The sequence below is a fragment of the Amycolatopsis sp. NPDC034160 genome, from assembly GCF_055575355.1.
Window position 1 is genome coordinate 34,750 of sequence record NZ_JBVISU010000019.1, and the last position, 12,314, is coordinate 47,063.

Genomic DNA, 12,314 nt, shown 5'->3' on the forward strand with positions numbered 1-12,314 from the left:
CCCGATTTGGGTGATTTGCGCTGCTTCGCGAGGGGGTCGTGAGTGTGGATGAGGGTTAGAACCCTCATCCGCACTCACGACCCCGCGCGGAACCGTACATAAAGGCAGAAATCGGATACCGAACCGGCCGCAGGTGTCCTTTGTGGACAGTAAAGCCCGGTCGGATGTCCAAAATCAGGCCCGCCCATCTCGACTCTGCCGGACCTGGCCTTGAGAGCAGTGAAGAGCCCCTTCACGGACCCACCACTCACTTGCCGACGTAGGCCGCCAGGTGCTCGCCGGTCAGCGTCGAACCGGTCGCGACGAGGTCGGCGGGCGTGCCCTCGAAGACGATCTTGCCGCCGTCGTGACCGGCGCCGGGACCGAGGTCGATGATCCAGTCGGCGTGCGCCATGACGGCCTGGTGGTGCTCGATCACGATCACGGACTTGCCGGAGTCGACGAGCCGGTCCAGCAGGGCGAGCAGGTTTTCGACGTCGGCCAGGTGCAGACCGGTGGTGGGTTCGTCGAGGACGTAGACGCCGCCCTTGTCGCCCATGTGCGTGGCGAGCTTCAGCCGCTGCCGTTCGCCACCGGAAAGCGTGGTGAGCGGCTGGCCGAGGCTGAGGTAGCCGAGCCCGACGTCGTTGAGCCTGCTGAGGATGGCGTGCGCGGCCGGGAGGCGCCCGTCGCCCTCGCCGAAGAACGCCTCGGCTTCGGACACCGGCATCGCGAGGACCTCGCTGATGTTCTTGCCGCCGAAGGTGTACTCCAGTACCGAGGCCTGGAACCGCTTGCCGTCGCACTCTTCGCAGGTGGTCGCGGTGCCCGCCATGATGCCGAGGTCGGTGTAGATGACACCGGCGCCGTTGCAGGTCGGGCAGGCGCCTTCGGAGTTGGCGCTGAACAGCGCCGGCTTCACGCCATTGGCCTTGGCGAACGCCTTCCGGATCGGTTCGAGCAGGCTGGTGTAGGTGGCCGGGTTGCTTCGTCGCGAGCCGCGGATGGGCGTCTGGTCGACCGAAACCACGCCCTCGGCGGCGGGGAGCGATCCGTGGATCAGCGAGCTCTTGCCGGAGCCCGCCACCCCGGTGACGACGCAGAGGACCCCGAGCGGGACGTCGACGTCGACGTTCCGCAGGTTGTGGCGGTCCGCGCCGCGGATCTCCAGTTTGCCGGTGGGCTTGCGGACGCTGTCCTTGAGCGCGGCCCGGTCGTCGAGGTGGCGGCCGGTGATGGTGTCGCTGGCGCGCAGGCCGTCGACGGTGCCCTCGAAGCAGATCGTGCCGCCTGCCGTGCCCGCGCCGGGTCCGAGGTCGACGACGTGGTCGGCGATGGCGATCGTCTCCGGCTTGTGCTCGACGACCAGCACCGTGTTGCCCTTGTCGCGCAGCTGCCGCAGTAGGTTGTTCATCCGCTGGATGTCGTGCGGGTGCAGGCCGATGGTCGGCTCGTCGAAGACATAGGTGACGTCGGTGAGGGAGGAGCCGAGGTGGCGGATCATCTTGGTGCGCTGGGCCTCGCCACCCGACAGCGTGCCGGACGGCCGGTCGAGCGAGAGGTAGCCGAGTCCGATCTCCACGAAGGAGTCGAGCGTGTGCAGCAGCTTCTCCAGCAGCGGCGCCACCGACGGCTCCTTCAGCCCTCGGACCCACTCGGCGAGGTCGCTGATCTGCATCGAGCAGGCGTCGGCGATGTTGATCCGCTTGATCTTCGACGACCGCGCGGTCTCGCTGAGCCGGGTCCCGTCGCATTCGGGGCAGGTGGTGAAGGTGACCGCCCGGTCGACGAAGGCGCGGATATGCGGCTGCATCGCCTCCCGGTCCTTGGCGAGGAACGACTTCTGGATCGAGGGGATGAGACCCGAATAGGTCAGGTTGATGCCTTCGATCTTGAGCTTGACCGGCTCCTTGTAGAGCAGGTCGTCCAGCTGCCTCTTGGTGTACTTCTTGATCGGCTTGTCGGGGTCGAAGAAGCCGCAGCCGCGCAGGATGCGGCCGAACCAGCCCTCCATGGAGTAACCGGGGATCGAGAGCGCGCCTTCGTTGAGGGATTTGTTCTCGTCGTACAGCGCGGTGAGGTCGATGTCGTTGACCGTGCCGCGCCCTTCGCAGCGTGAGCACATGCCGCCGGTGATGCTGAATTCGCGGCGTTCCTTCGTGGTCCGCCCGGCCTTCTCGATGGTGACGGCGCCCGCCCCGCTGATCGAGGCGACGTTGAAGGAGAACGCCTGCGGTGAGCCGATGTGCGGCTTCCCGATCCGGCTGAAGAGGATGCGCAGCATCGCGTGGGCGTCGGTGGCGGTGCCGACGGTGGAGCGAGGGTCGGAGCCCATCCGCTGCTGGTCGACGATGATCGCCGTGGTCAGGCCGTCGAGCACGTCGACCTCGGGCCGGGCCAGCGTCGGCATGAAACCCTGCACGAAGGTGCTGTAGGTCTCGTTGATCAGCCGCTGCGACTCGGCCGCGATCGTGTCGAAGACCAGTGAGCTCTTGCCCGAGCCGGAAACGCCGGTGAACACCGTCAGCCGTCTTTTCGGCAGCTCGACGGCGACGTCCTTGAGGTTGTTCTCGCGCGCGCCCAGCACACGGATCAGGTCGTGGGTGTCGGCGGGGTGCTGCTCGGGCGGCTGCGGCCTGGCGGTCTTGCGCATCGTTTCTCCATCCTGAGGTGGGCCGCGTTCACGGTCCGTCAGCCTCACCGGGCTCGATCTAACCAGTTTCGAGCCGTTCATCCTTTTGTACGTGCGGGGCGTCCGCGACGATGATCACGCTAGGTGAACCGTGGCCTCCGGCGCTTCTCGATTCCTGATCCGGTTCAGACGCTCCAGCCCTCGCTCTTCGTCGCCTTCAGGTAGTCCTCGACCGGCGGTCCGACCGGCCTGCCTTCGAACTGTGTCGACAGCACCACCGACGACCGCAGCTCACCGTGCTTGCCCAGCCGTTCGAAAAGGCCTTCGAGATGTTCGAGCGACACGGCCCGCACCTTCAGCATGGTGCAGCGGTCACCGCTGAGCCGGTGCAGCTCGACCACCTCGGGGTAGTCCTCCGACTTGCTGGTGCGCAGCAGGCAGCTGCCGAGCGAGCAGCGCATCTCGACGAACGCCTGCAGGTCGTACCCGGTGCGGCGCGCGTCGACCTGTGCGCGATACCCGGTGATGACGCCCGTCTCCTCCAGCCGCCGGACCCGCTCGGCGACCGCCGGCGCGGAGAGGTTGACCCGGCGTCCCAGTTCCTTGAACGAGAGGCGTCCGTCGCTCTGGAGCGTCTCGACGAGCCGCCAGTCGAGGTCGTCCAGCGGTCTTTCCGATCGTAAGGTCATCGCGCCAGGATTCCTTTCATGATGGGCCTCGCACCCCCGCAAGGCCTTCGCGAGCCTATTCGCCGGAACGTCCGGATTCCTTAGGTTTGAATCATGAAACCGATGTTCGCCCTCTTCATGGGCGTCGCCTGCCTCAGCACCGCGGTCGTCGGCCTGTCCACCACGGCGGCGTTGATCGTGGTCGAGCACGCCGGTGCCGCGTGGAGCGGGCTCCCGAACGCCGCACTGGTACTCGGTTCCGCCGCCGGGTCGCTGTCGTCGGGAGCGCTGTCCGCCCGCTACGGCAGGCGGCTGGTCCTGGTGCTGATGTACGGCGCCGCGGTGGCGGGCGCGCTGATCTCGTTCGCGGGTGTGCTCGGCGGATCGGTGCTCGCGCTGGTGGCGGGGATGCCCTTGATCGGCTTCGGCAACAGCGGGGCGCAGCTTTCGCGCTATACAGCCGCCGACCTGTCTCCGGAACACCGCAAGGGTTTCGCACTGTCCACAATGGTCTGGGCGGGGACGGTCGGCGCGGTGGCCGGTCCGGCGTTGATCGCGCCAGCCGCGGCGCGGGCGGAAGCCGCCGAACTGCCTGCCCTGTCCGGTCCGCTCGCGGCCGGGGCGATCGTCGTGGCCATCGCGGTGGTCGCCGTCGCCACCCTGCCGCGCGGTCTCGCCGCTCCGGCGGAAGGGGTACCGAGGCGGGAGCGGATGTCCGTGCGGAACCCGCTGATCCTCGGACCGCTCGTGGCGATGGTCGGCGCGCAGCTGGCGATGGTCGCGGTGATGACGATGACGCCGGTCCAGTTGCACCAGCACGGTCAGGGCCTGGACGTCGTCGGCTGGGTGCTGAGCGCCCATCTGATCGGAATGTTCGCGCTGGCGCCGTTGTCCGGCTGGATCGCCGACCGCTGGGGCGGCCGCGTGACCATCTTCGGCGGCATCGGCACGCTCACCGTCGCGGCGGTCACCGCGATCGGCGGCCCCGATTCGCATCACGTGGGAATCCCGGTCGCGATGTTCCTGCTCGGTTACGGCTGGAATCTGGTGTTCGTCGGCGGCAGCAGCATGCTCAGCCGTGATCTCCCGCCCGCTCAGCGGGCACGGGCTCAGGGCACCGTCGACGCCTTCGTGTGGGGGACCTCCGCGGCGGCGAGCCTGCTCGCCGGGCACCTGTTCGGCCTGGGCGGATACGTTCTGGTCGCCATCGCGGGCGGGCTGTGCGCTCTCGTGCCGCTGGCGGTGATCGGCCGCCGGGTGGGCGCGGCCGCCCCGGTGGAAAAAGCCGGTCTCCCCTGATCTGCGAAACCATGGCGGCGCCGTCATACTTCTTCACTTCGACCACGAACGCGCCCGTGATGACGCACATCACGTGGGTGATGAATTCGCCAGTGTCCTAGGGTGAAGACGGACAAGGCGCGGCAGATCGGGGGTGCACGATGAGCGAGTTCGCGGTGAATCTGCGGGACCGGGTACGGCAGGCGAGGGAAGAGGTCCGGATCGCCAGGCGGGATTCGGACGAGGATCGTGCGTCGGCCGTCGGCGCCGATCTCGCCAACCTGGAGCGCTTGGCGGCCGAACACGGGGTGGAATTGCCCGCGCAGGCCTCGGACGACGCCCGGGCGTGACCCCGGGTTCCGCGCCGCTCAGGGGCCTTTGGCACCCTGGGGCGCGTGACCGAAAGCCTCAACCGGATCCGCGCCTTCCTGGCGGATCGCGAGCCGCCGACACCGTGCCTGGTCGTGGACACCGACCTGGTCGCGGAGCGGACGGCCGCGGTCTCGGCGGCCTTCCCGGACGCGCTGATCCGCTACGCGGTCAAGGCCAATCCCGCTCCCGGGGTGCTCGACGCGGTGCGGTCGGCGGGAGCGGGGTTCGACGTCGCGAGCACGGGCGAGATCGACTTGTGCCTGTCGCGCGGCGCGGACGCGGCGGAACTGGCCTACGGCAACACGATCAAGAAGCCGTCGGACATCTCGTACGCGTATGCGCGCGGAGTCCGTGAATTCACCACGGATTCCGCCGGTGATCTGGCGAACCTCGCCGAGCACGCGCCCGGTTCGCTGGTCTCGATCCGCCTGCTGACCGGCGGTCCCGATTCGGTCACGCCGTTCGGCCACAAGTTCGGCTGTGAGCCACCCGTGGCGGCCGCGTTGCTCCGCCAGGCCGTGGAAGCCGGGCTGCGGCCGGGGATCGCCTTCCACGTCGGCTCACAGCAACCGGATCCGGCCGCCTGGGAGATCGGCGTCGCGACCGCGGCCAAGGTCGCCGCCGACGCGGGCGTCGGTCTGGCGCGGCTCAACATCGGCGGCGGATTCGCCACCGAGCACCGGGAACCCGTTCCTTCCCTGGCGGGCTACGCGGCGGTGATCCACGACGCCATTCAGCGACACCTGCCGGGGCCGGAACTGATGCTCGAGCCGGGCCGCGTGATCGTCGCCGACGCCGGGCTCATCCGGACCGAAGTCGTCCTGGTGACCACCCGCGCCGCCGCCGACGAACGCCGCTGGGTCTACCTCGACGTCGGCCGGTACAACGGGATGGCCGAGTGTGAGAACGAAGCCGTCGCGTATCGGCTGGAGCCCGTCGGCGTCAAAGGACCGGAAGGACCGGTGGTACTGGCGGGGCCGACCTGCGATGGTGACGACGTGCTTTACCAGCGGACGCCGTGCGCGCTGCCGCTGTCGTTGAAGGCGGGCGACCGGCTGGACATCCCGGGCACCGGTGCGTACACCGCCAGCTACTCGTCCGTCGCGTTCAACGGAATCGAACCGTTGCGTACCTATGGTGTGGGGAGGTTCGCCGATGCCGGGTGAAGTGCCACTCGTCGGCCGGTTCGCCGGCCGCCACGTTCTCGCGGAGTTCGAGGGGATCGAGCCGTCGCTCCTCGATGATCCCGCGTTGCTGAAGAAGGCCCTCGCGGACGCGGTGACGGAAGCGGGGGCGACGGTGTGCGAGGTCGTGTCGCATTCTTTCGCACCGCAAGGGGTCACCGTGCTCGCGCTGCTGGCCGAGTCGCACGCGTCCGTGCACACCTACCCGGAGATCGGCTCGGTGTTCGTGGACGTGTTCACCTGCGGGGACCGGGCCGACCCGGAGCGGGCCGTCGCGCTGCTGGCGAAGCTGCTCGGTGCCGGCACCGTCCGGATGTCCACTGTGGAACGAGGAGAGAACTGATGGCACAGCGGCGGATCGTCGAACCGATGGGACCGGGACTCACCCGGCACTGGGACGTCGACGAGGTGCTGTTCGAGGGTCGCACCGCCTTCCAGAACGTCCTCATCGGACGGACGGCGCAGGGGGTTTCTCTGTTCTGCGACGACGAACGGCAGAGTACCGAGCTGAGCCAGCTCGTCTACCACGAGGCGCTGATGATCCCGTCGCTGCTGCTCGCCGAACGGGTCGAGCGGGTGTTGATCATCGGCTCCAGCGAAGGGGTCGCCTCGGAACTCGCGGTCGCCGCGGGAGCCGACGTGGTCGATCACGTCGACATCGACGCCGAGGCGGTGCGGGCCTGCGCCGAGCATCTTCCCTACGGCTACATGCTCGACGACCTCGCCCGTGCCGAGCGCGGCGACGGGAAGATCCGCGTGCACTATCGCGACGGCTGGGAGTTCCTCGCCGAAGCACGGGAGCGTGGGGACACCTACGACGTGGTCGTCATCGACCTGCCGGACGAGAACGACGATCCGGAGGCACAGCACAACCGGTTGTACGGAACCGATTTCCTGGCCCGGTGCACGGCGCTGCTCACCACCGGGGGAGTGGTCGGCTGCCAGGCAGGCTGCCCGACGCTGTGGCGCAATCAGAACCTCATCTCGTCGTGGCGCCGGTTCGCCGAGTCGTTCGGAACCGTCCTCTACTACGGCTCGGACGAGCACGAATGGGCGTTCCTGAGCGGCAGGGCCGACGTGCTCGACGATCCGGGCGCCTTCGTCGCGGAGAAGATCGGCAAGGCGGGCATCGGAGAGTCCACTATGGACGAATACGCGCTGCGCGCGAATACGGTGCCCCCGATATCCCTGCGCCGGTAAGGCGAACCTTCGCGCCGCGAGCGCTTTTGTGAAGGATCCTCCATCTGGTCGTTGCCGGGTGCGGCCATGCGGGCCAGAATCGCTCGGGTGACTGAACGGCGCGCGGGGTCGCGAATGCACTTCCGGGATCGGTGATGGCGTCCATGGCGAGGGACACCGAGCTCACCGCCGGGCTGACCAGGGAATCCGCGGTCTGCGCGGCGTTCGTGAGTTTGACCGCGAGCGCCGTGGAGGATCCGCGGCCGGAGCGAGTCGTGGACATCCTGTCCAGCGAATGCGCGCGCCTGCTGCCGATCGACTCGATGGAGGTTTTCCTGCCGGGCCTGGAACTCGAGCGATACCCCGCGGCCGTCGAAGAAGGGCCCGCCCTCGAATCGTTCGAAACCGGTAGTGGCGTCTCGATCGACGATCTCTCCGCCGAAAAGTCCCGCTGGCCAGGTTACGTCGCCAGAATGGCCGAACTGGGCTACGCCGCGGTTTCCGCGCTTCCGTTGCGTGCGATGGAGGAAACCCTCGGTGCGATCACCTTTCTGAATACCGAAACCGCGGTTTTGAGTGCCGAGGATCGCCGCCTCGGACAGGCGCTCGCCGATGCCGCGACCCTGTGCCTGGTCCAGCATCGGGAGCTGCGGCACTATCGGAACCTATCGGAACAGTTGCAGACGGCGCTCGACAGCCGGATCGTCATCGAGCAGGCGAAAGGGATACTCGCCGAGCGTGCCGGTGTCAGCGCCGGCGAGGCTTTTCAGCGCATGCGCGCGTTCGCCCGCGGCTCGAACCGGAAGCTGTTCGACGTGGCACGCGGGGTCGTCGACGGTTCACTGGACAGCCAGGTATTCCTTCGATCGCGCCGCAGTTGACAACTGCCGAGTGGTGAGCGGCAGTTGCCGGTAGGGTCGTTGGTCACCGGAAACGATGACTTGTCCCGCGAAACGCGCGACCGTGCGGCCCTACAGCGCCGGGACGGAACGGGGAAGGCTTCACGCAGAAGAGAGGATGCGTGAATGCCATGGCGCGACTGGGAAGCCTTCTCGGGAGGAGCCGCTCGGTACGGCCGAGCCTGCTTCCGTTGCTGGATTTGAGGTCCACGGCCTTGCCGTTGCGGGCAGGCTACGGACTCGCGCCGACCGGGACGGGGACGGTCTGCTTCGTCGCGGAGGGCCGTCCCGGCGAGGGGACGGACGCGGAGATCATCGCCGGTCTCGCCGGGGATTCCGTGCGCCGCAACGTGATCAACCACGACGCCCAGGGAAGGACGATCGTGCGCTGCTGGCGGGAGAACGGGGATCTGGGCTGGCTTCTCGGTGACCTCGTCGACGTCAACGACCGGCTGGCGCAGGCGGGCTTCGCGTCTTGGCTGCTGCACACGACGGTAGATTTCGCCGAGCTGCGGGATCTGCGCCACCCCAAGCTGACCATGGTCTATCGCCGGGAGCGCGGCACCTTCTATCCCTATGCCCCGCGCGGGACCCGCGGCCGGGACCGCGCGATGGAGCTGAAGGTGCGTTCGTCGCTGACCCGGATCGTGCCGATGGAGCCCGATATCGGCCGGTGGCGCCCGGTCTGACCGGTCAGCCGGTGGCGCCGCTGAGCCAGCCGCGCAGCCGCTGAACGCGCCGGTCCCGTGGGTTCCATCGCGGAAAGTGGTACCGCTCCCGAGGCCGCGCGGTGCCGTTCGTGGCCGCGGCCGCACCGTCGGCCTGCTGGATGACGGTCAAGACGTCGTCGAGCAGGGAGGCGCGCGTCTCGGGTTTCGCCGATACTCGCGGCAACCTTTCGAGTTCGGCGGAGACCGGTGTCCGGGTGGCGCCGGCGCGCGTGCCGGGACGGCGGCGGGTCTCGCAGATCCTCGTGGTCACGTCCCGGTCACCCTTCCCCTTCGGCGGTCCGGCGATTGCCACCTTCGACGATGCGGTATCGCGGGTGCTCAGGTCACCGCCGAAGGTAGTGGCATCGAGGGCACAAAGACCTCGTTCGGTCGCCGAACGGGTACGACGTGTCACGGGTTGGCTTCGAAACGCCGGGACGACGGAAGTCGGTGGGACAATGTCCGCCGGCGAGACCTCGATCGACGGAGAAGGTGTATGCCGAACCCGAACTCCCCGCGGCCCGGAACCCCGGCGGCGGCTCCGATCCGGGTGCTGCTCGTCGAAGACCACAAGATGGTGGCCGAGGCACTCGGTGCCGCCTTCGAGGAATTCCCGGAGATCCGGCTGGTGGCTTCGGTGGAGTCCCTCGCGCACGGGATGATCGCGGCGGAAGAACATCTGCCCGACATCGTTCTGCTCGACAGGCGGCTGCCGGACGGCGACGGGATCGAGGCGATCGCGAGGTTCCGCGCGATTTCGCCGTCGAGCCGAGTGCTCGTGCTGACCGGCGATGCGAACAGTGCCATCGCCGCCAGGATTCTCGAAGTCGGCGGGGCCGGGCTGTTGCTGAAATCGGGATTGCTCGACGAGCTGATCACGGCGATCCGCACCGTCGCGGCCGGTGACGTGATCATCGACCCGGAACTGCTCAGCGGGGCTTTGGCCATGCTGGCCGGGAGTTCCGGTTCGCTCGGTCCGGTGTTGTCGTTGCGGGAGCGGCAGGTGCTCGGCTTGATCGCCGACGGGGCGGGAACCGATCGGATCGCCGAGGAGTTGCGGCTCGCGCGGAACACCGTGCGGAATCACGTGCAGCGGATACTGGTGAAGACCGGAACCCATTCGAAACTCGAAGCCGTGGCGCACGCGCGCCGGAACGGCCTCCTCGAACGGCCGTAGCGCCGGGACGCGCCTGAGTGCCAAGCTGCACTATGGCCATGCTGCCATCGGAATCGGCGCCCGATCATCGCAATGCTGTGCTCTTCGAGTTGTTCGTGCACAGCGTCGTCGACTACGCCATTTACATGCTCGACGTCGACGGAAAGGTGATCACCTGGAACCAGGGCGCCGAACGGATCAAGGGGTATTCCGAGGAGGAGATCCTCGGCCGCCATTTCTCCGTTTTCTACACCGAGGAGGACATCGCCGACGGAAGACCGACCGCGGAACTGCTGATCGCCGCCGAAATGGGCAGCCACGAGGACGAAGGCTGGCGGGTCCGCCGAGGAGGGAAACACTTCTGGGCCAACACCGTGCTCACCGCCCTGCGTGACCCCATGGGGGCCTTGATCGGTTTCGGCAAGGTGACCAGGGACCTCACCGAACGGCGGAAAGTGCAAGAGGAGAGAAGCGGGCGGCAGCAGGCGTTCGCGCATTTGGTGCGAGCGCAAGAAACCGAAAGACGTCGTATCGCGTGGGATGTTCACGACGATTCCATTCAGTCGATGATCGCGGTGAGCATGCGCTTGCAGATGCTCGCCGCCCAGCGCCGCGATTCCGCTTTGCTGCAACTCGACGAAGCGATCCAAGGCGCGATCCGGCGACTGCGGATACTGGTGGCCCAATTGCGCCCGCCCGCACTGAACGACGAGGACCTCGTCGGCTCCATCCGCGACTATCTCGACGAGGTCGTCCGCGGCTGGGGGCTCGACTGCACGCTTCGGCACGATTTCACCGGCAGGCCGCCGCCTGAACTCGTCGTCACCGTCTTCCGGATCCTGCAGGAGGCGTTGGTCAACGTGCGGAAGCACGCGAACGCCACCGCCGTCGAGGTCAGCTTGACCGGGCAGGACGGCGGACTGCTGGTGCGGGTCGCCGACAACGGTGACGGGATGAAGCCGGGCGCCGACGGTTCCCCGGACATGTTGTCGGGTGAGCACATCGGAGTGGCATCGATGCGTGAGCGTGCGGAGGCGGCGCAAGGATGGTTCCGGGTCACCAGTAAACCGGGTGAAGGCACTTGGGTGGTCTGCTGGATTCCGCTGGCCGGTTCCGGACCGGTACGGCGATGACGGTTCCTCCGGACCTGGGGAACCCTGGACGAAGGAGACACCTCGATGCCGGAACCGGAGAACAAGCGGGTGTCGCGCGACCCGGTCCGAGCGAGTGGTGGACTCGACGACGAAGGACTGCAACGGCTGCTGGAGGGGCTGAAAGCCGTCCGTGACGGCGATTTCAGCACCCGGCTGCCCCAAGTGGACGACGTCCTGATGGACGAGATGGCGGTCGTCTTCAACGGGATGGTCGACCAGCTGGCGTTGTTCACCTCCGAGGTCACCCGGGTCGCGCGTGAGGTGGGGACCGACGGCAAGCTCGGTGGACAGGCGGCGGTGCCTTCGGTTTCGGGTACCTGGAAGGACCTCACCGATTCGGTGAACGCGATGGCGGGCAATCTGACCGGTCAGGTTCGCGACATCGCCGAGGTCGCTACGGCGGTCGCGAAAGGGGATCTGTCCCAGAAGATCACCGTCGACGTCAAAGGCGAGATGCTGGAGCTGAAGAACACGATCAACACGATGGTGGACCAGTTGTCGTCGTTCGCGGACGAGGTGACGCGGGTCGCGCGCGAGGTCGGCAGCGAAGGACGACTGGGCGGGCAGGCGGAGGTTCCCGGGGTGGCGGGGACTTGGCGGGATCTGACGACGTCGGTGAACTTCATGGCGGGCAACCTCACCGATCAGGTGCGATCGATCGCCGAAGTGACCACCGCCGTGGCGAAGGGTGACTTGTCGCAGAAGATCACGGTGGACGCGCGGGGTGAGATTCTCGAGCTGAAGAACACGATCAACACGATGGTGGACCAGCTGTCGTCGTTCGCCGACGAAGTCACGCGGGTCGCGCGCGAAGTCGGCACCGAGGGTGCCCTCGGCGGGCAGGCGCAGGTTCCCGGGGTGGCGGGGACTTGGCGGGACTTGACGACGTCGGTGAACTTCATGGCGGGCAACCTCACCGCGCAGGTGCGGTCCATCGCACAGGTCGCGACCGCGGTGGCGAAGGGTGACTTGTCGCAGAAGATCACGGTGGACGCGCGGGGTGAGATTCTCGAGCTGAAGAACACGATCAACACGATGGTCGATCAGCTTTCCTCGTTCGCGGACGAGGTCACGCGGGTGGCGCGTGAAGTGGGCACGGAAGG

At 67.6% G+C, this 12,314-nt stretch carries 13 protein-coding genes; 10 read left to right on the forward strand and 3 right to left on the reverse strand.

Going from position 1 to position 12,314, the window contains the following annotated elements:
- Nucleotides 1-247: 247 nt before the first annotated feature.
- Both ACZ54P_RS30505 and ACZ54P_RS30510 read right to left on the reverse strand, forming a co-directional pair.
- A complete protein-coding gene (locus ACZ54P_RS30505) occupies nt 248-2,632 on the reverse strand; it encodes an ATP-binding cassette domain-containing protein (protein WP_465465039.1) in 2,385 nt (794 codons plus the stop codon).
- A gap of 164 nt (nt 2,633-2,796) precedes the next feature.
- Nucleotides 2,797-3,300: an Lrp/AsnC family transcriptional regulator gene (locus ACZ54P_RS30510; protein WP_037304977.1), complete on the reverse strand. Its 504-nt coding sequence runs from the start codon at nt 3,298-3,300 to the stop codon at nt 2,797-2,799.
- Nucleotides 3,301-3,393: 93 nt separating this feature from the next.
- Here ACZ54P_RS30510 and ACZ54P_RS30515 point away from each other — a divergent pair, with 93 nt between their 5' ends.
- From ACZ54P_RS30515 to pspAB, 7 genes are all read left to right on the forward strand, one after another.
- Nucleotides 3,394-4,578 carry an MFS transporter gene (locus ACZ54P_RS30515; protein WP_465465040.1) on the forward strand — a complete coding sequence of 395 codons (1,185 nt, stop codon included), beginning with the start codon at nt 3,394-3,396 and terminating at the stop codon, nt 4,576-4,578.
- Nucleotides 4,579-4,718: 140 nt separating this feature from the next.
- Complete coding sequence (locus ACZ54P_RS30520) at nt 4,719-4,907, forward strand: hypothetical protein (RefSeq protein ID WP_465465041.1); 189 nt, start codon at nt 4,719-4,721, stop codon at nt 4,905-4,907.
- A 45-nt stretch (nt 4,908-4,952) separates the two neighbouring features.
- A complete protein-coding gene (locus tag ACZ54P_RS30525) occupies nt 4,953-6,095 on the forward strand; it encodes a type III PLP-dependent enzyme (RefSeq protein ID WP_465465042.1) in 1,143 nt (380 codons plus the stop codon).
- The gene (speD, locus tag ACZ54P_RS30530; protein WP_465465043.1) at nt 6,085-6,456 is read left to right on the forward strand and encodes an adenosylmethionine decarboxylase; all 372 of its coding nucleotides are present in this window, start codon (nt 6,085-6,087) and stop codon (nt 6,454-6,456) included. The genes ACZ54P_RS30525 and speD overlap by 11 nt, the downstream gene beginning before the upstream one ends.
- The gene (locus ACZ54P_RS30535; protein WP_465465044.1) at nt 6,456-7,313 is read left to right on the forward strand and encodes a spermidine synthase; all 858 of its coding nucleotides are present in this window, start codon (nt 6,456-6,458) and stop codon (nt 7,311-7,313) included. The genes speD and ACZ54P_RS30535 overlap by 1 nt, the downstream gene beginning before the upstream one ends.
- A gap of 254 nt (nt 7,314-7,567) precedes the next feature.
- A complete protein-coding gene (locus ACZ54P_RS30540) occupies nt 7,568-8,173 on the forward strand; it encodes an ANTAR domain-containing protein (RefSeq protein WP_465465045.1) in 606 nt (201 codons plus the stop codon).
- A gap of 149 nt (nt 8,174-8,322) precedes the next feature.
- On the forward strand, nt 8,323-8,880 hold the full coding sequence (gene pspAB, locus ACZ54P_RS30545) for a PspA-associated protein PspAB (RefSeq protein ID WP_465465046.1): 558 nt from the start codon (nt 8,323-8,325) through the stop codon (nt 8,878-8,880).
- 4 nt (nt 8,881-8,884) lie between these two features.
- Here the strand turns inward: pspAB and ACZ54P_RS30550 are convergent, their stop codons facing one another.
- Complete coding sequence (locus ACZ54P_RS30550; protein WP_465465047.1) at nt 8,885-9,172, reverse strand: hypothetical protein; 288 nt, start codon at nt 9,170-9,172, stop codon at nt 8,885-8,887.
- 225 nt (nt 9,173-9,397) lie between these two features.
- On the opposite strand from ACZ54P_RS30550, the gene ACZ54P_RS30555 reads away from it, so the two are divergent.
- The 3 genes from ACZ54P_RS30555 to ACZ54P_RS30565 form a co-directional block, all read left to right on the forward strand.
- On the forward strand, nt 9,398-10,078 hold the full coding sequence (locus ACZ54P_RS30555; protein ID WP_465465048.1) for a response regulator: 681 nt from the start codon (nt 9,398-9,400) through the stop codon (nt 10,076-10,078).
- A gap of 38 nt (nt 10,079-10,116) precedes the next feature.
- Nucleotides 10,117-11,190 carry a PAS domain-containing sensor histidine kinase gene (locus ACZ54P_RS30560; protein ID WP_465465049.1) on the forward strand — a complete coding sequence of 358 codons (1,074 nt, stop codon included), beginning with the start codon at nt 10,117-10,119 and terminating at the stop codon, nt 11,188-11,190.
- A gap of 45 nt (nt 11,191-11,235) precedes the next feature.
- On the forward strand, nt 11,236-12,314 hold a 1,079-nt coding region (locus ACZ54P_RS30565), incomplete at its 3' end, for a HAMP domain-containing protein (protein ID WP_465465050.1).

Bases quoted from the DNA above. Each gene is read 5' to 3' on its own strand.
- ACZ54P_RS30505 (WP_465465039.1), bottom strand. From the start codon at position 2,632: ATGCGCAAGACCGCCAGGCCGCAGCCGCCCGAGCAGCACCCCGCCGAC.
- ACZ54P_RS30510 (WP_037304977.1), bottom strand. From the start codon at position 3,300: ATGACCTTACGATCGGAAAGACCGCTGGACGACCTCGACTGGCGGCTC.
- ACZ54P_RS30515 (WP_465465040.1), top strand. From the start codon at position 3,394: ATGAAACCGATGTTCGCCCTCTTCATGGGCGTCGCCTGCCTCAGCACC.
- ACZ54P_RS30520 (WP_465465041.1), top strand. From the start codon at position 4,719: ATGAGCGAGTTCGCGGTGAATCTGCGGGACCGGGTACGGCAGGCGAGG.
- speD (WP_465465043.1), top strand. From the start codon at position 6,085: ATGCCGGGTGAAGTGCCACTCGTCGGCCGGTTCGCCGGCCGCCACGTT.
- ACZ54P_RS30535 (WP_465465044.1), top strand. From the start codon at position 6,456: ATGGCACAGCGGCGGATCGTCGAACCGATGGGACCGGGACTCACCCGG.
- pspAB (WP_465465046.1), top strand. From the start codon at position 8,323: ATGGCGCGACTGGGAAGCCTTCTCGGGAGGAGCCGCTCGGTACGGCCG.
- ACZ54P_RS30555 (WP_465465048.1), top strand. From the start codon at position 9,398: ATGCCGAACCCGAACTCCCCGCGGCCCGGAACCCCGGCGGCGGCTCCG.
- ACZ54P_RS30560 (WP_465465049.1), top strand. From the start codon at position 10,117: ATGCTGCCATCGGAATCGGCGCCCGATCATCGCAATGCTGTGCTCTTC.